The sequence below is a fragment of the Nitrobacter hamburgensis X14 genome (assembly GCF_000013885.1).
GTDB lineage: Bacteria > Pseudomonadota > Alphaproteobacteria > Rhizobiales > Xanthobacteraceae > Nitrobacter > Nitrobacter hamburgensis.
The window spans coordinates 395,094-414,654 of sequence record NC_007964.1 but is presented as its reverse complement, the minus strand read 5'-3'; the positions used below and the strand labels follow the sequence as shown (position 1 = coordinate 414,654).

16 protein-coding genes and 1 pseudogene are annotated in these 19,561 nt (G+C 62.4%); 12 read left to right on the top strand and 5 right to left on the bottom strand.

Going from position 1 to position 19,561, the window contains the following annotated elements:
- Positions 1-2 precede the first annotated feature (2 nt).
- Together NHAM_RS24400 and NHAM_RS01955 are read left to right on the top strand one after the other, a co-directional pair.
- The gene (locus tag NHAM_RS24400) at positions 3-503 is read left to right on the top strand and encodes a helix-turn-helix domain-containing protein (RefSeq protein ID WP_430707693.1); all 501 of its coding nucleotides are present in this window, start codon (positions 3-5) and stop codon (positions 501-503) included.
- A 137-nt stretch (positions 504-640) separates the two neighbouring features.
- Entirely contained in the window at positions 641-1,165 is a 525-nt protein-coding gene (locus NHAM_RS01955; RefSeq protein ID WP_157043509.1) for a hypothetical protein, read from the top strand.
- Positions 1,166-1,315: 150 nt separating this feature from the next.
- Here the strand turns inward: NHAM_RS01955 and NHAM_RS01950 are convergent, their stop codons facing one another.
- Complete coding sequence (locus NHAM_RS01950; RefSeq protein ID WP_430707692.1) at positions 1,316-1,894, bottom strand: terminase TerL endonuclease subunit; 579 nt, start codon at positions 1,892-1,894, stop codon at positions 1,316-1,318.
- 1,959 nt (positions 1,895-3,853) lie between these two features.
- Entirely contained in the window at positions 3,854-5,863 is a 2,010-nt protein-coding gene (locus NHAM_RS01940; RefSeq protein WP_041357593.1) for an autotransporter outer membrane beta-barrel domain-containing protein, read from the bottom strand.
- A gap of 1,350 nt (positions 5,864-7,213) precedes the next feature.
- Between NHAM_RS01940 and NHAM_RS27425 the strand changes: the two genes are divergently transcribed.
- The 5 genes from NHAM_RS27425 (at position 7,214) to NHAM_RS01910 (ending at position 9,413) form a co-directional block, all read left to right on the top strand.
- Positions 7,214-7,417 (top strand): hypothetical protein, encoded by a 204-nt coding sequence (locus NHAM_RS27425; RefSeq protein WP_198136982.1) that lies wholly within the window; start codon positions 7,214-7,216, stop codon positions 7,415-7,417.
- Between the two features lie 16 nt (positions 7,418-7,433).
- Positions 7,434-7,685 (top strand): hypothetical protein, encoded by a 252-nt coding sequence (locus tag NHAM_RS01925; RefSeq protein WP_157043507.1) that lies wholly within the window; start codon positions 7,434-7,436, stop codon positions 7,683-7,685.
- Positions 7,686-7,938: 253 nt separating this feature from the next.
- Positions 7,939-8,265, top strand: a complete 327-nt coding sequence (locus tag NHAM_RS01920; protein ID WP_041357587.1) for a hypothetical protein — start codon at positions 7,939-7,941, stop codon at positions 8,263-8,265.
- Between the two features lie 140 nt (positions 8,266-8,405).
- Positions 8,406-8,783: a Rha family transcriptional regulator gene (locus NHAM_RS23825; protein ID WP_011508968.1), complete on the top strand. Its 378-nt coding sequence runs from the start codon at positions 8,406-8,408 to the stop codon at positions 8,781-8,783.
- Positions 8,784-9,209: 426 nt separating this feature from the next.
- Positions 9,210-9,413 (top strand): cold-shock protein, encoded by a 204-nt coding sequence (locus NHAM_RS01910; RefSeq protein ID WP_041358613.1) that lies wholly within the window; start codon positions 9,210-9,212, stop codon positions 9,411-9,413.
- A 50-nt stretch (positions 9,414-9,463) separates the two neighbouring features.
- Here NHAM_RS01910 and NHAM_RS26340 read toward each other — a convergent pair whose 3' ends face one another.
- Positions 9,464-9,724, bottom strand: a complete 261-nt coding sequence (locus NHAM_RS26340) for a hypothetical protein (protein ID WP_157043506.1) — start codon at positions 9,722-9,724, stop codon at positions 9,464-9,466.
- A gap of 639 nt (positions 9,725-10,363) precedes the next feature.
- Between NHAM_RS26340 and NHAM_RS26335 the strand changes: the two are divergent.
- From NHAM_RS26335 to NHAM_RS01890, 5 genes and pseudogenes are all read left to right on the top strand, one after another.
- Positions 10,364-10,513 (top strand): annotated as a pseudogene (locus NHAM_RS26335) (IS630 family transposase); the annotation flags it as partial.
- Between the two features lie 44 nt (positions 10,514-10,557).
- The gene (locus NHAM_RS01905) at positions 10,558-11,418 is read left to right on the top strand and encodes a prephenate dehydratase (protein WP_011508965.1); all 861 of its coding nucleotides are present in this window, start codon (positions 10,558-10,560) and stop codon (positions 11,416-11,418) included.
- A gap of 337 nt (positions 11,419-11,755) precedes the next feature.
- Entirely contained in the window at positions 11,756-12,670 is a 915-nt protein-coding gene (gene metF, locus NHAM_RS01900) for a methylenetetrahydrofolate reductase [NAD(P)H] (RefSeq protein WP_011508964.1), read from the top strand.
- A gap of 113 nt (positions 12,671-12,783) precedes the next feature.
- Positions 12,784-16,680, top strand: coding sequence for a methionine synthase (gene metH, locus NHAM_RS01895; RefSeq protein WP_430707691.1), 3,897 nt, complete (start codon positions 12,784-12,786; stop codon positions 16,678-16,680).
- A gap of 3 nt (positions 16,681-16,683) precedes the next feature.
- Positions 16,684-17,109 (top strand): PAS domain-containing protein, encoded by a 426-nt coding sequence (locus NHAM_RS01890; protein ID WP_011508962.1) that lies wholly within the window; start codon positions 16,684-16,686, stop codon positions 17,107-17,109.
- Positions 17,110-17,196: 87 nt separating this feature from the next.
- On the opposite strand, the gene NHAM_RS01885 is transcribed toward NHAM_RS01890, so the two are convergent.
- Both NHAM_RS01885 and glpK read right to left on the bottom strand, forming a co-directional pair.
- Positions 17,197-17,907 (bottom strand): carbonic anhydrase family protein, encoded by a 711-nt coding sequence (locus NHAM_RS01885; RefSeq protein ID WP_011508961.1) that lies wholly within the window; start codon positions 17,905-17,907, stop codon positions 17,197-17,199.
- A 106-nt stretch (positions 17,908-18,013) separates the two neighbouring features.
- Positions 18,014-19,525: a glycerol kinase GlpK gene (glpK, locus tag NHAM_RS01880; RefSeq protein WP_011508960.1), complete on the bottom strand. Its 1,512-nt coding sequence runs from the start codon at positions 19,523-19,525 to the stop codon at positions 18,014-18,016.
- Between the last annotated feature and the right edge of the window lie 36 nt (positions 19,526-19,561).

Sequence of the window (19,561 nt, the reverse complement as noted above, 5' to 3'; positions counted from 1 at the left end):
TTATGGCCAACACGGCAGGACGCCCGGCTTCTCCCTTGATCCTCAGCGCGGATGAGCGCGCGTATCTCGAACGGCAGGTTCGTCGTCATCGCGTGGCGCGTTCTTTGTCTGAGCGATGCCGCGTCATCCTGCGATGCGCGGATGGCATACCCAGCAAATCCGTTGCGCACGAACTGGGTGTCCATGAGCATACAGTTGGCAAGTGGCGTCGGCGCTTTCTGAAGGGGCGCATCGAAGGGCTCTTGGATGAAGCCCGCCCTGGCAGGCCTCGCACGATTGATGACGATCAGGTCGCTGCAATTATCGCACGCTCCGCTCCACGCCGAGCGACGCCACGCACTGGTCCATCCGTTCGATGGCGACCGCGACCGGCTTTTCGCACACGACGATCCGACGGATTTGGAACGCCTTCGGCTTGCAGCCGCACCGTTCGGAGACATTCAAGCTTTCCAGCGACCCATTATTTGTCGACAAGGTCCGCGATATCGTCGGTCTATCCTTGATCACAGTGCAGCCCGAGAGGATGTTGAGCCCAGATCGTACACCCAATCTTCGCCCTTAGCGTTGCTTGGCGTACTTTCGACGCTATGCTCTCACCCGGACGATGGACGCCTGCATCCGCTGCAGGGAGCGGTCTCGGATGCATTATACATTGATCTACGATGTGGTTCGGGATGGCAGAGTAGGTCTGGTCTTTCCGAGCCTTGGCGTTGCCCTCCTTGTTGTGGGTATTGGTATGCGCATGCTGTGGCCCCGATCAATGTTGTTCAGCATTTTTCTGATCCTTGTCGGCTTGTTCACCCTCGTTGCCGCCGGCGCGCTTCCCTGGTGGGACGATCATCGGGCCAAGGCCGCTGTCCACAGAGGAGAAGCCAAGATGGTGGAGGGGCCCGTCAACGACTGGCGACTGACGCGCAGCAGGCAAGCTAGATCCAAGGGTAGCAAGGTTCACTACAATTACTTCGAGCACTTCACAGTTGGCGGCGTGGCATTCCACCTCACATGGGGCAATCTGGAAGCGGGCTTCAACAATCAAGGGAGCGATGACGGCAAGCAGCATACCCGCATCGCCGATGGGGATAACGTCCGGATCTGGTACCTGCCGCCTGACAAGCTGATATCGACTCCGCGCATCGTCCGGTTCGAGACGGCAGCGGCGCCATAAGAGTAGAGGCCGGCCTGGGAGACGATTATTCTGCTGGTTTGGCCAGCGTTGCTTTTGGCGAGAGCGGCCCGCCACGCCGTCCAATCGATGGGCTGCGTAGCGAAGTGATATGGCGGTGCTGATTAAAGAGTGTCGCGGCGGCAGTCCTGTTTAATTAAAACCCGCGATAGCACTCTCCCGATCATCTGAATCATACAGCGACGTAGCCGCCGCACTGCCGCCTGCGCTGGCTCGATTCACAGCCATGGCACTCGCCACGGTGTCATCGATCGACAGCCATTTTTTCTGCTTGGTGAATCTCACGATATGACCGGCCGCGTTGGTCTCAGCTTCGACGTTGGCAAAGCAGAACCGAAGTACCGGATGGCCACCGTGCTTGAACTTCCGACCGATAATCGCGCGCTGTAATTCGACAATCGCGGGCATCATCGACAAGCTGCCCTGGCGATGTTCGATCGCCGGGAGTCCGTCTTCCAAGAGATTATTGAGCAGATTTCGCGCCATCGCGGGGTCGCAGGCGATCTCCTGGACCGAGTACGTCTGACACAACTCCCGAATGCGATCTTCGACCACGCGAAAGTCGATCACGTTGCCGGGCGTCGCGGTAATCAGGCCGCGGCCTTGCCAGTCGAGATATCGTGCGCCGGTTGATTCCTGCCGCTCTCGCAAATTGTCCTGCGGGCAGAAAAAATGCGGCACCACAATGTAGCCGTCGCCATCACGGAACATGCCACGATTACTGAGAGGTCGATTGACGACGAAAGGTCAACGCCCAGCCAACAAGGCTCGCCTTCCAGCGCGGCCATATCGATCTCGCCAGCACCTTCATCATAGGACGCAGATACGGGGTCAAACTTCGGCGCCGATCGACAAGGCAGGTGGCCGAGGCAAGGCTTTATGGCGACCGTCTGACGCGCGTCGAAGTCCGTCTCGATAACGTCGTCGGCGGAATTTCCGAAATCAAGGCGCTGCTGCGAGAGCAGCCGCAATAGCTGCAAGGTCGCGCTCAAGTCGGATGCTCTGAAACGCAAATCGGGACTGCCGGTCCGACAGAATCCGAGGGGAACGGGTAGACCGGCAGCCCCTTAGCCGGACGCCTCCCGGCTACCTAACCATATCCAAAAGATCATTGGAGAAGCTATGCGACCAACCGTCCTTCTGGCGGCGCTTTGCGTTGCGCTGTTCGCGTCGAATGCCGATGCGAGGCCACGGCACCATCACCACAAGTCAAGCATGAACGATCAGTTTGCGTATTTGCGCAATTCTGCAAGTTTGGCCGGCTGCTCGGATCCAGTCATGCGACCGTGCGGAGGAGCGCTCAATTTTGAGCCATCCTTTGAGCATCACCCCAAGTCATTGAAACCGCGATTGAATAGTCGAAAAACAGGCCGTTTGCACATCGCCCATCGGGATGCCGTCAGATCCGCACCTCCCGGCCTCCGCCGCGTCATGGCCGAAGGAGCGGGGAGGGTGGGTCGGTAGCCGTCCAGCGGGCTGTCGCCGCGCTACTGCGGCTGCGGGGCGTCGCTCTACCTGTTCGGCAAGATCATCCCGAAGCTGAACCTGGCGGCGAACTGGCTGCGGTTTCCACGAGTGGCACCAGCGCCCGGTATGGTCGCGGCGCGGCGTGGGCATGTGTTCGTGCTCAAGCGACATATCCGCGGGAAGGTCTGGCATGTTTTCGATGCAAACAGCGGCCACGGGAAAACGCGCATCCACAATCGGTCCATTGCCGCTTTCAAGATCGTGGACCCGAGCGGGTCGCGGATAGCGGCTCAATTCCCTCCCTATTAGGAGAAGATCGCGCCTTCTTTTTCCGGGAGTCGCGTCAGCTACCTGAAATAAGCAGGCCAAGGGAACGGTTGCGGCGTCCCCGAGGCCCTAACCCGAACCAAAGGAGGCATCCAATAGCGCGGGCTGAAATCGTCTCTACCATATCCGGTCGTGGGGAAAAACTGCGGTCATTTCTTCTTCCCAAGCGCCTGATCGACGAGCCCCACCAAAAAGGCCCGCTGAAACGGAGACGACGCAGCAGGCCTAATTGGGGCTCGGGGAAGAGCTGGGGGTCAACCCGTCCCGCTCAGATAATGCGCGGGGAGGAGAAGTGTTCCAGGCACAGCTTAACCCCCGCTCTGGCGGGGTTTTCTATTTCTGCCGCCATTCGTTACCGATCTCTCGCCAGCTTCCGTTCGCCCGCGCTAAGGACGCTGATGCGCGAGTTCTTTTGCCGCATAGCGTGATCAGCGTAAGCCACCACATGAGTCAGAAATCTCAGACCGGCCCGACATCTAACGATGTCGGGCCTTTTTCTTGTCACGAAGGGGATATGTCGAGAAACGCGAAGCCAATTCGGCTTGCCTATATTGTCGGTTGGGGACTGATTTTGGCGGCCCTTTGCGGTGTCCTTGTTTGGAAGGTGGCACTTTAGCCGCCGCCGCTTCGTCTCTCTCCATCCACACCGACAGCGCCGGCAACCGAACCATGCACATGGGCAAGTCCCGTCACCGCATGGATGGCGGTGTCGCGCGCCGCTGCATCGGAGACGCGGTCGTTCTACGATTCGGAAGCGTCCACCGAGGACATGGCGAGCTTCTGATAGCGTGCATGGCCCTCACCAACTATATCGCACGACACTCTTGCCGGCATAGCTTTCGGTGGTGTCGGACACCTCGCTCTATCGAGAGATACCTACCAGTTGAACCGGACCCCGACGACGCCCTGGACCGAAGCGTATCGCTCGGCGCCGTCCACCGACCAGCGACGGTCGACATGGCCATAGAGGCTGGTGGTCTGCGTGATCCGGGCAGTGAACCCCGCGCCCAGTTCCAGCGAGGTGTTGCCGAACCGGTTCTCGATCGCCGGCGAATCCCCGAAGCTGATCCGGTCGACGCCGCCGAAGCCGTGCCAGAGGTTGGCCTTGAGGTAGGGCTGCCACAGCGTTTGCCCATCTTGGGTCGTGTATTGCAGCCGCCCGCCGAAACGTCCGGTCACCGCGTTATTTGCATCCCACCCGACCGTCGAAAAAGCGTCCCGGCTGCGGTTCACCGACATGGTCTGGTAAATGATCTGCGCCTGCGGCTCGATCTGCCAATGCCGGCTCAGGCGGATCGGATAGCCCCCCTCCAGCGAGGCGGTGAAGCCCGTGCCGCTGGTGCTCATCCCCGATTGGTAGAGCGACGTCGCCCTCGCATCGAACCAGTTCTCCTGGACCACCGCGTCCAGGTACCAGCCCGAAGGGCCGAAATGGGTCCAATAGCCGCCCGCCGCCGGCCCTTGCAGGGCCAGTTGGCCGACCTGCAAGTTCTGCTGGCCCAATGCGAAGCCGCTGATGGAGGAGCGGTAGCTGGTCTCGGCGATATAGAGGCCGACATGGTCGCGATGGCCATTGTCGTGCAGGCTTCGATAGATATCGAAGCCCGCCTGGATACCAACAAGACTGGCGTTGCGGGCGCGGGCATCGACGGTGCCGGACCAACTGCTGTTGCCACTCTCGCCAATGAGCCGTGCCCAGGTGCCGTTCCCGAATTTCCCGGAAGCTGTCTGGTTCGGGATATTCATCTCCTCGCCCACCCGCTCATGCAGCGTGCCGAGGGTTGCCAGGCCCATGTCGCGGCCGATGGCCGGGATGGGGGTGTAGAGGGGAACCTCCGGTCGATAGAGCGGAATGACCGGCTCTGGCGCCGGTGGCGTCGGGCTGGGCGGATCCGGGATCGCGTTCAGGGTGGAGCGCAGGAACCAGTCCTGCGCGCCCGAGCTGCCGCCCCGGAACAGGAGATACTCAAAGGAGCCGGCGGCGACGCGCCCGGCGAGAGCGAACGCGCCCGGCTGGGTAGCGCCGCCGTTGACCGCCTGCACGAGGCGGATGCCGTCGCCCACGGTCAGTGCGCCGGACCCGCCGGCATTAGTGACCGACAGCGCGGTCGTGCCGCTCGCCGTCCCGCCATTGATCACCAACAAATTCGTGGGGGAGTTGTCGGCGCCGAGATAGGTGTTGAAGGCGATCCGGCCGCCCTGGCCGACATAGCTGCCCGTGGTCAGCGTCGAGAACCCGCTGGACAGCGGCACGAACTGGATCAGCCCGGCATTGGTGATCGTGCCGGTGGCGTTGGACGTGCCGGTGATGGTCCAGGCGCTGGACCCGTCAATGCCGATATCGGCCGCGTTGGCCGCCTGACCGGTCCACTGGCTGGCGATTAGTGAGGTATTCGGAGTGTTGCCGGTGTCGGCGATGAGATCGCCGGTCCAGTTGGTCGCGTTGAAGGTGGTGTTGACCACGTTACCCGTGCCCGTCACCCGCAAGGCGCCGGCAACCTGACCCACTCCGGTCAAATTGAGGGTGAGGTTGCTGGGCGTCACACCCCCGGAACCCGCGGTCACCGTGGCGAGGGCGGCCTGGCCCCCGACGATCCCCGAGGTGGTCGCGATCGGCCCATTCAGGGAGATCGTGCCGATGCCGCCCTCGGACAGGATGAGGGGCCCCAGGCTGGAGGCCAGGCTGCCGCCGGTGACGGTCACCACGCTCGGATCGGCCGCCGTGCCGCCCACGATCTGGATGGCGGCGGCGCCGGCTCCCGTCACCGCCACGGCCGTATTCGTGGCGGTGAGCGTGCCGCCATCCTGCGCGCTCAGGCCATTCGCGAGCGCCCCCGATGTGGTGAAGGTTCCGCCGGTGAGGGTGACGGTGGCGCCGGGGAACACGGCTCTGGCACCGTCCGCGTCGTTGCCGGCGGTGGTGACCGTGCCCGCCCACGCCGGAGGTGGTGATGCGGCCGCCCGTCAGCGTCACCGTGCCCCGGTCTTGGGCGAATGCGCCGTTGCTGTTGTCGCCGCGAACGTCGATCTGGACATTCGTGGCCGTCAACCGGGAGCCCACAGAAGCGATTAAGGCCGCAGAGTAAGTTCCCTTAACCAGGATGGAGCCGCCGGTCAGGTGGACCTCACCATCATTATAGGCGATGGCGCCATCGGCCGTGTCGCCCTCGATGACGATGTGAAGGTCGGTCCCGGTGATGCGGCCACCGGTGTAAGCGTAAACGCCCTCGGCCCGCGCTCCTGTTGTGGTGATCGAGGCGCGGGTGAGATCGAGCACTCCCCCCGCTTCCGCTACAGCTCCGTGAGCCTCACCATCGGCGCCTTCGGTCCTGATCGTGAGGTCGGTACCGGTAATTACCCCTCCCAAGGCCCATAAGCCGACGGATCTACCCTCAACGGTCGACACATCGGTATTGGTCAACGTCACCGATGAGTTCGCGTTGGCCATGACACCCGCTGAACCATACCCCGTTGTGTTGATGACGAGACCTTGCCCCGCGACCGCCCCTCCGCCCGTAGCTCGGAGGCCATAGGAGTAGATGCCGGTGGTTGAAATAAGGCTCTGTGAGAGATCGATGTGCCCTGAGCCCGCGGCAGTGGCGCCAGTGACGAAATTAGTTGCTGTATTCAGCGTGATGTTGCTGCCGGTGTAGATGCCGCCTGATACGTCGACTGCGGGAACATTAGTCACGGTGCTGGTGCGGGTGACATTCGTGTCAGTGCAGGCCCCGGTAGAGAGGGCGACGGGTGACGGTGCGGCGGGGACACATTGCGCATAGGCAGCACTAGGCAAGGCCAGCGCCGCGACCAGAGCGATGACCGAGTAAGAGAGCAGAAGGTCGGATCGGAGTTTGAATGCGCGGAAATAGCGCGTGGGCGGCGGGTGATTGTGCTCTGGAGCCAGTTGTTCCGTCGCCTTGAGGCTATCTATGGGAATCTTGTCCATGACTCCCCCGAAGTCCAAGAGACACTAGATCTGCAACCATGGCGGGTAAACCGTAAAATAGGGTTAATCAATTCTTGCGTCCCACCACCTCGCAGAACGCCACGCCGACACGTAAAGTCCGGTCGCCTCCATCGATGATGCATGTGTCCGATCCCCGCCGTCGCTTTCTTCAGTCTTGTGCTGATTCATTAATTTTTATGCTGAATGAAAACTTACGGCGACGAGGCGCTCAGGAGATCGAGACGGGATCCCGGCTCAACCGCGAGCCTGTGCGCCCACATGAGCTTGCGATGCTCCAGGCGCTGGAGCCGCCTATCTGGAAGCCTCAATGCAGGACACCTCCAAGGGTCGCCACGATCCCGGTAGAGCAGAAGGCCGCGCGCATCGCCGTCCTGAACCGTACCATTGAACTGGCCTCGTACAGCGAAAGCTGGGCGCAGGCTTCCCGTAAGATCAGCGCCGCTCGCGCTGAGATTGCCCGTCTGTCTATCTGAGATGAGGGAAGAGGAAATGAACGTTACTGCTGTCAAATCCCGCAGGAGATTTCTCGCTGTTGCGACCGCAGCGGCAGTTATGCCGTCCGTAGCCGCGGCACAACAGGCCGACCCGATATTCGCGATCATCGAGCGCCATCAGGCGGCTTACAAGGATTTGGCGCGGCCTGTGTGGTCAACGATGAAGTCGCAGCTAAGCGGGGCGGCCGGGAAATCACGCAGTCTGAAAGAGATTGGTATGACGCTGCGGATGATGCGGAAACTGTAGCGGCCGATCGGTTTGTTTCCACGGCCCCGGCCACGATGGCCGGACTCGCTGCAGCTATAGCGTGGCTTCTGGAATACGACAGGCAATGTACCCTTGATACGTCCGGCCAGTTTCTGCGGACGCTGGCTGCGTCCCCTCTCTTGGTGGGAGGCTAGATCTGGCTCGAGCTACCGATTCCAATATCACATCCCGCCGTAATTTTTTCGTCGGCGCCGGCATTGTCAGCGCCGCTATCGTTACGCCTTTGGCTGTTGTGGCCGGCGTCCCGGTCGCCGCAGATCCGATCGCCGCGCTGGCCGCTGAGTTCGAGGCCGCGTGGGCTGCGTCGGATGAGTTCTTTCGCAACAACCCAACTGGCGCGACGAATGAGGATTGCGAGCGGATGTTCAGGTCGGTCTGTGATCTGGCTAATCGCATCGCCGATATGAAGGCTACCACCCTTGACGGGCTGCGGCTCAAAGCCCGCGCGCTGATGTGGTGCGACGAAGAAGTTGGATTCATGGACGGCAATACCACCGATGAGCGGCTCGCTCGCGGCATCGTCCACGATCTCCTCGACCTGAAACAGGCCAACGCCTGACGATCTGAAATTTCGGAATTTCCCTTGGCTAATAAGGGATAGCGCGGATATCGGAGCTACATTGAGCCCCGGTTCCGTGAAAGCGGACCCGCACGCGCTCGGGCTTGGCCGGCCGGGTGCTCAATGGAGACTGTTGAAAAATGGAAAACGGAATGACAGCACTAACCACTATCTCGCATGGCGACGCGCTCACTCTGTCGAGCCTCGAAATCGCGGGGCTGACCGGGAGGGCGCATCGCAATGTCATGCGAGACATACGGTCCATGCTTAACGCGCTCAAAATTGAGCCCGTCGGCGGTGAAACCAGATTTGGTTCGACCTATCTCGACGCCAAAGGGCAGGTCCGCGAGTGCTTCAACCTCCCGAAGCACGAGCGAATGGACGAAATCGGCAGCAGGCCGTTCCATGAATGGACGCCAGCGGAGCTACGAGGCGGTTTGGCTGGCCTACCAGCGGGCGGATCAGGAAACCAAGATCAGGTCTGGGCCCTGCTGCGGGGGCCGGAAGTGCCGCGATGAGCATCGCAGAGGATCTTATCCGAGAGGTGCAGAATGCGGCTTCAGGAATTGGCGAAGACCTCCCCCCTTTGAGGACTTCAACGGCCTGATCTGTGTTCTGCTAACGGCACCCGACATCGACGAATAGCCCGGCCTTCATCGGCTCATGATTGTCATGTGGGGTCATCTTCACACCATAAGAGGGCGACAGGGCAAGGCGTCCAGCGCGGTCCATCGGCTTGCGAGCCATGACCTGGGAGGCCCCGCCGGCCGGCGTGGACCGGCGGGTTTTTCTTGCATTCCTCGGCTGGGGCGGGCTCTTATTTCGCCGGGAACCAGATCGATCAATTGGGGTTATGGTTACCGGACGGGTCCGCCGTCCAACGCAGGTCAGCCGGTCATCGCCTGGTTTGTGGTCTGCGTCCTTGAATGGTTATGGAGATCTACGTGGCGACAGGTACAGTGAAGTGGTTCAATGCGACAAAGGGTTTCGGATTTATTCAGCCCGACAGTGGCGGCAAGGACGTGTTTGTCCATATCTCGGCCGTGGAGAGGGCTGGCCTTAGCTCGCTCAATGAGGGCGCCAAGGTGAGCTACGAGGTCGTCGCGAACCGCGGCAAGGAATCGGCGGAAGACCTCCGGGTAGGTTGATCTTTCTGCCCGCCGGCTTACCCCGGCGGGCTTCGCTTGTCGCTAAATCTCTACCGGCGGCGATAACCGCGGTGGTGTCCGTAACCTCTATGCACGTAACCATGGCGGCGGACACCGTAGCCACGATAGCCGTAGCCGTATCGTCGGTAGACAGGTGCCGTGCGAACACAACCGTTCGGGCCGCAGACCACGGCAACGTTCTCGACATTTGAAGCGGTAGAAGGTGGGGCGAGCGGCATTGCCGATGCGCTTCCTGCCGCGGCGAGGCTGCAGAGTGCCGCCAGTCCGACAAGTGCAAGTTTAAGCTTCATAGCCTCCTCCTGTGGCATTCCGGATTGTCGCACAAAGTAGGAAGTTCAATGTGAATAAGGGATGAGCAACCCGGCCTCATTTAAACCAAAGTGGGGCTGCTGAGGCGGAGAAGGCGTTTTCGTAAATCCCACGGGCGCCTCGCGGCGATAGGTGTTCCTGCCGCGTCGGGCGGAGTCGGCCACGCGGGCTATTGGTAAACCCGGCGTGGCTTTTCAGCGTCCCTTGCCAGTTTTCACATCACGCAAACCGGCATGGCTCAATTTTGGGCAAACCCGGAATTCTTCGTTACAGAAGTGGGGAAGTAACGGGGGTGTTCGAGGAATCGGGCGTACCTGTGACGGCGTCACATGTGACGCTTTTGGCTATCGCAGTGTGCCGGAGGTTCAATGTAGCGTGCGATAGTGGGAAGCTAAGCCGCTATCGTGATCTGTTTCCCAACCTGTATTTTCAGGTCCGACGACCAGCTTTTCAGCATCGATAACCGAGAGCGTGGGTCAGCTATCGGCCCTCAGACCGGCGGCAATGGCCGCTACACGCTGCTCATTGCTGCTGGGGTATTGGCCGGGCGGGATTCCGAAAGCTCCTGCGAGGCCTGCTGATCGCCGCGGAGCACAGCGCAATCCGTGAGCAGCTTGCGCCGTTCAGGCGAAAAAGATATCCGCGCCTTCATCGAGCGGCACAATGAAAATCCCAGGCCATATCGATGGACAAAGTCAGCTGACGAAATCCTCGCCTCCGTCAAACGCTTCTGCCAGAAAACTCAGCAGACCTTATGCCACGAATTTTAGATTCACCTGACTAGCGAAAAATCAACCGGCTGATAGAAGACCTGATGACCAAGACCATGACAATCGCATTCCAGGGTGAGCCCGGGGCGAATTCCCACATCGCCATCGCCGAAGCCTATCCCGATGCCGAGCCGCTGCCGTGCGCGACCTTCGAGGACGCGCTCGCCGCGATCGCGTCGGGCGAAGCCGACCTCGGCATGATCCCGATCGAGAATTCGGTGGCCGGCCGGGTCGCCGACATTCACTACCTGCTGCCGCAGTCCGGACTGTTCATCGTCGGCGAATACTTCCTGCCGATCCGCCATCAATTGATGGCGCCGCGCGGCGCAACGCTCGCGGGCATCAAGACAGTCGAAAGCCACGTTCACGCGCTGGGGCAATGCCGCCGCATCATCCGCAAGCTCGGCATCAGGCCGATCGTTTCGGGCGATACTGCGGGCGCCGCCCGCATCGTCGCCGAACGCGGCGACAGGAGTTGTGCATCGATCGCCTCGCGCCTCGCCGCGCAAATCCACCATCTCGATATCCTCGCCGAGGATGTCGAGGACGAGGCCCACAACACCACGCGTTTCGTGGTGCTGGCCCGAGAAGCCGACTGGGCCAAACAGGGATCGGGACCGCTGGTCACCAGTTTCGTCTTCCGGGTGCGCAACCTGCCTGCCGCGCTCTACAAGGCCATGGGCGGCTTCGCCACCAATGGCGTCAACATGACAAAACTCGAAAGCTACATGGTCGACGGCAATTTCTTCGCGACGCAATTCTATGCCGACGTCGAAGGCCACCCGGACGATCGCGGCCTCGCTTTTGCGCTTGAAGAGTTGAACTTCTTCTCCAAGGAGTTTCGCATCGTCGGAGTCTATCCGGGCCACCCGTTCCGCGCCACCTTCCGCGAACAGGCGGACTGATCGCGGCTTCGCACGCGTTATTGCTCGCGCGTGTTGGGCAGAACTACCATATTTTTGAATAACATGGATTTTTCCCAACGCGTGGTGATTTAAATTTATACAATTATATCAATATATTATCTATAAATAACATTGCCCACCTTTCTTACATTATGGGGCTATATCGTCCTACATATAAACAATATTGGGCTACTTCCCATCGCATAGGGTGCGGCTCATGGGCTACTGTGGTGGGAACGTCCTTATTGAACCGCCCGGCCAACGAGGCGCCAGGCGCGCCGGAAGCCGTCCCGATGCCGAGAGGCGCTGAAGCAAATGCAGTGGAGTTTGACGAGTTATGACCGACGCTTCCGCCCCGGTGCATAATGGCCCTGCCGCGCAAAAACGCCCGGCGATCTCGTTCGAGTTCTTTCCGCCCAAGACCGAGGAGATGGAGCGCAATCTGTGGGACACCATTACCCGCCTCACGCCCCTTGCTCCGAACTTTGTCTCCGTCACCTACGGTGCCGGCGGCTCGACGCGCGAGCGCACCCATTCGACCATCGCGCGCATCCTGTCCGAGACCGAGCTTCGGCCGGCGGCGCATCTGACTTGCGTCGGCGCGGCGCGCGGAGAAATCGACGAGATCGTCAGCCGTTATCACGACATCGGCGTCCGCCATATTGTTGCCCTGCGCGGAGACCCGCCGGGCGGCATCGGCACGGCCTACAGCACTCATCCCGATGGCTATCGCAGTTCGGCCGACCTCGTCGCCGGCATCAAGCGGCAATACGGTGATATCGAAGTCTCGGTCTCGGCCTATCCCGAGAAGCATCCGGAAAGTCGCGACATCGATGCCGACATCGATGTCCTCAAGGCCAAGGTCGATGCCGGCGCCGCCCGCGCCATCACCCAGGTCTTTTTCGACAACGACCTCTACCTTCGCTATCTCGATCGCGTCCGCGCGCGCGGCATCTTTATTCCGATCGTGCCCGGGATCATGCCGATGCACAACTTCAGGCAGGCGAGAGCCTTCGTGACCAAGGCGGGCACCACCGTGCCATCGTGGCTCGCTGAAAAGTTCGAGGGCCTCGACGACGATCCGGAAACGCGCAAGCTGGTCGCGGCCACCGTGGCGGCCGGCCAGGTACAGAAGCTCGCCAAGCGCGGCGTCGATACCTTCCACTTCTACACCATGAACCGCGCCGACCTCGTATTCACGGTCTGCCATCTGCTCGGCATCCGGCCAGACGCCGCGCAGAAGGCGGCATAGTTTTTCTCCGTCATGCCCCGCCTTGTGCCGGCATTCACGTCCTGGCGGCAGTCTGAGGGCGTAGGTGGGACCAAGACACAGGCGAGCCAAGCGACGCCGTCGTTCGAACGGCCATGCCCGGCCCTGATGATCATAAGGTGACCATAGTGACAAAAGTTTCGAATCCCATCGCCGACAAATTCCGCAAACTCGCGCGCGAGCGCATTCTGGTTCTCGACGGCGCCATGGGCACCATGATCCAGGCGCTGCAGTTCGACGAAGCCGCGTTTCGCGGCGAGCGCTTCAAGGATTTTCACCGCGACGTGCGCGGCAACAACGATCTTCTCATCCTCACGCAGCCGAAGGCAATCGAGGACATCCACGCGCAATACCTGCGCGCCGGCGCCGACCTCGTCGCCGCCAACACGTTCTCATCCACCTCGATCGCGCAGGCCGACTACGAGATGTCGGACCTCGCCTACGAACTCAACCGCGAGGGCGCGAAACTCGCGCGCGCCGCCGCGATGCGCGTCAGCGCCGAGGACGGCAAGCCGCGCTTCGTCGTCGGCGCCATCGGTCCGACCAACCGCACCGCGTCGATTTCGCCCGACGTCGCCAATCCCGGCTATCGCGCCGTCACCTTCGACGATCTGCGCAAGGCGTACGGCGAACAGATCAACGGCCTGCTCGACGGCGGCGCCGACCTGCTGCTGGTGGAGACCATCTTCGACACCCTGAACGCCAAGGCCGCGCTCTATGCCATCGCCGAAATCGGCGAGGCGCGCGGCATCGACGTGCCCGTGATGATCTCCGGCACCATCACCGACAAGTCCGGCCGCCTGCTGTCGGGACAACTCCCCGAAGCCTTCTGGAATTCGATCCGACACGCAAAACCGATCACCGTCGGTTTCAACTGCGCGCTCGGCGCCGAAGACATGCGCGCGCATATCGCCGACATCGGCCGTGTCGCCGACACGCTGGTCTGCGCCTATCCGAACGCGGGCCTGCCGAACGAATTCGGCCAGTACGACGAAAGCCCGGACTATATGGCGCGGCTGGTCGGCGAGTTCGCAGCCAGCGGCCTCGTCAACATCGTCGGCGGCTGCTGCGGCACCACGCCGGATCATATTGCCGCGATCGCCGCCGCGGTCGCGCCGCACACGCCGCGCGTGATTCCCGCGATCGAGCCGCGGCTGCGGCTGTCCGGCCTCGAACCGTTCACGCTCACATCGGACATTCCCTTCGTCAACGTCGGCGAGCGCACCAACGTCACGGGCTCCGCGCGCTTCCGCAAGCTGATCAAGGCCGACGACTACGCCGCCGCGCTGCAGGTCGCGCGCGACCAGGTCGAGAACGGCGCGCAGATCATCGACGTCAACATGGACGAGGGCCTGCTGGATTCGGAAGCGGCGATTGTGACGTTCCTCAACCTCGTGGCGTCCGAACCCGATATCGCCCGCGTCCCCATCATGGTGGACTCCTCGAAGTTCAGCGTGATCGAAGCCGGACTGAAATGCATTCAGGGCAAGCCGGTGGTGAATTCGATCTCCATGAAGGAAGGCGAGGAGAAGTTCATCCGCGAGGCGACGATCGCGCGGCGCCACGGCGCCGCCGTGGTGGTGATGGCGTTCGACGAAGTCGGGCAGGCCGATACGTTCGCGCGCAAGACGGAAATCTGCAAGCGCGCCTACGACATCCTGGTCAATCGTCTCGATTTTCCGCCCGAAGACATCATCTTCGATCCCAACATCTTTGCGATCGCCACCGGTCTTGAGGAGCACAACAACTACGGCGTCGACTTTATCGAGGCGACGGGCTGGATCCGTCAAAACCTGCCGCACGCGCATATCTCGGGCGGCGTCTCCAACCTGTCGTTCTCGTTCCGCGGCAATGAGCCGGTGCGCGAGGCGATGCACTCCGTGTTCCTGTATCACGCTATCAAGGCCGGCATGGACATGGGCATCGTCAATGCCGGACAGATGATTATCTATGACGACATCGACCCCGAGTTGCGCCAGACCTGTGAAGACGTCATTCTCAATCGCGACGCGGGCGCATCCGAACGGCTGCTGCAACTGGCGGAAAAATTCCGCGGCGCGGGCAAGGAAGCGAAGGAGAAGGATCTCTCCTGGCGCGAATGGCCGGTGGAGAAGCGGCTGGCACACGCGCTGGTCAACGGCATCACCGAATATATCGAGGAAGACACCGAAGCCGTGCGTCTGACGGTCGAGCGCCCACTCAACGTCATCGAGGGCCCGCTGATGGCGGGAATGAACGTGGTCGGCGACCTGTTCGGCGACGGCAAGATGTTCCTGCCGCAGGTGGTGAAATCCGCGCGCGTCATGAAGCAGGCGGTCGCCTATCTGATGCCGTTCATGGAGGAGGAGAAGGCGCGCAATCAGGCCGCTGGCGTCGCCAGCGAAAGCAGCAATTCCGCCGGCAAGATCGTGCTCGCCACCGTGAAGGGCGACGTCCACGACATCGGCAAGAACATCGTCAGCATCGTGCTCCAGTGCAACAACTACGAGGTGATCGACCTCGGCGTGATGGTGCCGGCCGCCAAGATCATCGAGACCGCGAAGGCCGAGAAGGCTGATATCGTCGGCCTGTCCGGCCTGATCACGCCGTCGCTGGACGAGATGGGCCACTTCGCGGCCGAGCTGGAACGGCAGGGCCTCGACCTGCCGTTGCTGATCGGCGGTGCGACCACCAGCCGCGTCCATACTGCGGTGAAGATCGATCCGAACTATCGCAACGGCCCGGTGGTGCACGTCAACGACGCCAGCCGCGCCGTCGGCGTCGTCGCCTCGCTGATGTCGCCGGAGCGGCGCGAGGCTTACGCGGCCGGGGTACGCGCCGAATACGCCAAGATTTCCGCGGCGCATTTCCGCGCCCAGCAGGACAAGAAGCGGCTGCCGCTCGCCGCCGCCCGCGCCAATGCGGTGCCGATCGACTGGAGCACCTATCGCCCCGTCAAGCCGACATTCCTCGGAACCAAAGCCTTTGCCGACTATCCGCTGGAAGAACTGGTAGAGGTGATCGACTGGACGCCGTTCTTCCAGGTCTGGGAACTGTCCGGACGGTACCCTGCGATCCTCGACGACAAGGTGGTCGGCGAGACCGCGCGCGCGCTCTATGACGATGCCCGCAAGATGCTGGACCGCATCGTCAAGGAAAAGTGGTTCAAAGCCTCCGGCGTGATCGGCCTCTGGCCCGCCAACCGCATCGGCGACGATATCGCCGTCTACAGCGACGAGACCCGCACCACGCAGATCGCGACCTACCACACCCTGCGCCAGCAGTTGGAGAAGCGCGAGGGCCGTCACAACGCCGCGCTGGCGGACTTCATCGCGCCGCAGGAGACCGGCATCGCCGACTATATCGGCGGCTTCGCCGTCACCGCCGGGATCGGCGAGGACGAAATCGCCGTGCGTTTCAAGAACGCCAATGACGACTACTCGTCCATTCTGGTGAAGGCGCTGGCCGACCGCCTGGCGGAAGCCTTCGCCGAACGGATGCATCAACGCGTGCGCAAGGAATTCTGGGGCTACGCGCGGGACGAGGCGCTGACCAACGATCAGCTCATCAAGGAAGACTATGTCGGCATCCGCCCCGCGCCCGGCTATCCGGCGCAGCCCGACCATACCGAGAAGGCTACGCTGTTCCGCCTGCTCGACGCGACGTGCTCGACCGGCGTCGAACTGACCGAGAGCTTCGCGATGTGGCCCGGCTCCTCGGTCTCCGGTCTCTATTACAGCCATCCCGAGAGCCAATATTTCGGCGTCGGCAAGATCGAACGCGATCAGGTCGAGGACTATGCCGCCCGCAAGGGTATGGAGGTTGCCGAGATCGAACGCTGGCTGGCGTCGATCCTCAACTACATTCCCGGCCAGTCCGGAAAGGCCGCCGCGACGCCGGTGCCGGCGCCGACGCCCGCCAACGACGCCTCCGCCGACGTCGCCAATCATCCGCCGGGCTGCCAGTGCGCTGTGCATTTGCAGCTTCGCAAGACCAAGGCGCGGGCGGGCTGACCGATGGACGCATCGTCGGTCGCCGTCGCCTTGCTGCATTCGTCCGCGGACGCGATCATCGCAGCCGATCGCGACGGCAACATCACGTTCTGGAATCCCGGCGCTGTCAGGATCTTCGGCTTCACCGCCGACGAGGCGACCGGCCGGTCGCTGGATCTGATCATTCCGGAAAAACAGCGCGCCCGGCACTGGGCCGGATATCGCGAGGTGATGCGGACCGGGCAGAGCCGCTACAGCGGCGGCGATATTCTCGCCGTTCCCGCGCTTCGCAAGGATGGACGGCGCATCTCGCTCGAATTCACCATCGTGCCGGTGAAGGACGCCGCCGGCCGCATGACCGGGTTGGTGTCGGTGCTGCGCGACGTCACCGCCCGTTTCGAGGAAATCCGCGAATTGCGCCGCAAGGCCGCCGCCGCCCCGCAAACCTGAGCGATCCGGCTCCCGGCAGCGCCGTCGCCGCCCCCGACTTCAAATCTCATAACAGCTGCGGGCGGCGCACGGTAACATTCATGGCCGTCAGCTCAACCAGCTCACGCGTCCGGTGGCGAGATCATGCATGGCCGCCGCGATATGCAACTCGCCCTTCGCCGCCAGCGCTTTCAGGATCGGGCTCCGCTCCGTGAGCGCCACTGCTGCCATGCGGGCATTGGTCTCGGCCACCGCCCGGACAAAGGCGTCGTTTTTCGATGAAGGCTTGCCGACGGCCTTGGTGGCCGAGACCGCGGGCCGGATGTGGGCGAGCGCGCCGGTCAAATGGCCGAGCCTGACCCCGTCGATCGCGCCCTTGATCGCACCGCAACTGGAGTGCCCGAGCACCACAATGGCGCGCGCGCCGGAGACCTCGGTGGCAAATTCCAGACTGCCGATGATGTCATCGTTGATGAAGTTGCCGGCGATACGGGCGCAGAACACATCGCCGATGCGCTGGTCGAACACCAGTTCGGGCGGTACCCGCGAATCGATGCAGCCGACGATGGCCGCAAACGGCGCCTGCTTCTTCGCGGTTTCGCGAACCTGCGCCATCAGATCGCAATTGACGGTCGTGCCGCCGACAAAACGATCATTGCCGGCCTTGAGTCGTGCGATTGCCTCATTGGGACTGATGTGCTTCTGCCGGTCAGGCGTGAACACCGCACATTCCGCGGGTTCGGCGCGCGCGCTTTCGGACGAAGCGCCGGCAAACAGGGCAAGCGAAGCACACTGGCAGAACAAACGGCGGTTCAGCATTGGAAGCCCCTTCGCGACCGGAACCTTCCGGTATGGCGCGCAGCAAGGACCTGATCGTACCGCATCCTGATTAACGATATGTCGAGCCGATCCAGCGCCGTGAGGCTTACCGGCCCTCGCCCCCATCGCTTGCCAGCACGCCACGCACCGCCGCCGCCCAGCCCTTGAGCTTTCGCGTCCGCGTCGCGGCGCTCATGGCCGGCTTGAACCGGCGCTCGAGCCGCCAGTTGTCGGCGAATTTCGATGGCTCCGGATAAACACCGGCGCTCAGCCCTGCGAGATACGCCGCGCCGAGCGCCGTGGTCTCCTGAATGACGGGCCGATCGACCGGCGCGTCGAGCAGGTCCGCGAGGCGCTGCATGGTCCAGTCGGACGCCGTCATGCCGCCGTCGACGCGCAGCACGGTGTGCGCGGCGGCGGCGTCCGGCCAGTCGGCGCGCATCGCTGCCCACAGATCGAACGTCTGGTAGCAGACGCTTTCCAGCGCGGCGTGCGCCAACTCGGCCGGGCCTGTGTTGCGCGTCAGCCCGAACAGCGCGCCGCGCACATTCGGATTCCAGTACGGCGCGCCCATGCCGACGAAGGCCGGCACCAGGTACACCGACTGCGTGGCGTCGGACCTGTCGGCCAGCGGGCCTGTTTCCGAGGCCTGCTTGATGAGGCCAAGGCCGTCGCGCAGCCATTGCACCGCGGAGCCTGCAACAAAGATCGAGCCTTCCAGCGCGTAGGTGCGCTTGCCGTTCAACTGATAGGCAATCGTCGTCAGCAGCTTGTTTTTCGAGGCGACCGGCGTCGCGCCGGTGTTGAGCAGCGCAAAACAGCCGGTGCCGTAGGTCGACTTGATCATGCCCGGCGCAAAGCAGGCCTGCCCGACGACCGCGGCCTGCTGGTCGCCGGCGATGCCCCTGATCGAAATCGGTGCGCCGAACAGATCAGCGACGCTGTCACCGAAATGCGCCGAGGAATCCTTCACCTCCGGCAGCATCGCCCGCGGCACCCGCAGAATTTTTAGAAGTTCTTCGTCCCATTGGCCGGTGTGAATGTCGAACAGCAGCGTGCGCGAGGCATTGGTGGCGTCGGTGGCGTGAACCTTGCCGCCGGTTAGCCGCCACAACAGATAGCAGTCGACGGTGCCGAACAGCAGATCGCCGCGCGACGCACGGGCGCGCGCGCCGGGCACGGAATCGAGAATCCAGGCAATTTTGGTGCCCGAGAAATAGGGGTCGACGATCAGACCGGTTTTCGCCGATATCGCGGGTTCATGGCCCTCGGCCTTCAGTCGCGCGCAGATATCGGCGGTGCGGCGGTCCTGCCAGACGACGGCGCGATGCATCGCCTGTCCGGTGGCACGATCCCACACCACGGTGGTCTCGCGCTGGTTGGTGATGCCGATGGCAGCGATGTCCTTCGGCGTGACACCGGCCTTGTTCATCGCCTCGCGGCAGGTCGCAACCGTCGAGGTCCAGATGTCCTCCGGCTCGTGCTCGACCCAGCCCGATGCCGGGAAGTGCTGCGGGAATTCCTGCTGCGCGATCGCGGCGATGGAGGTGTCGGCGCGAAACAAGATGGCGCGCGAGGATGTGGTGCCCTGATCAATGGCGAGGACGTGGGTGACCATGAGGGTTCTTCCCGAACGTATCGGCTTGCGTAACGG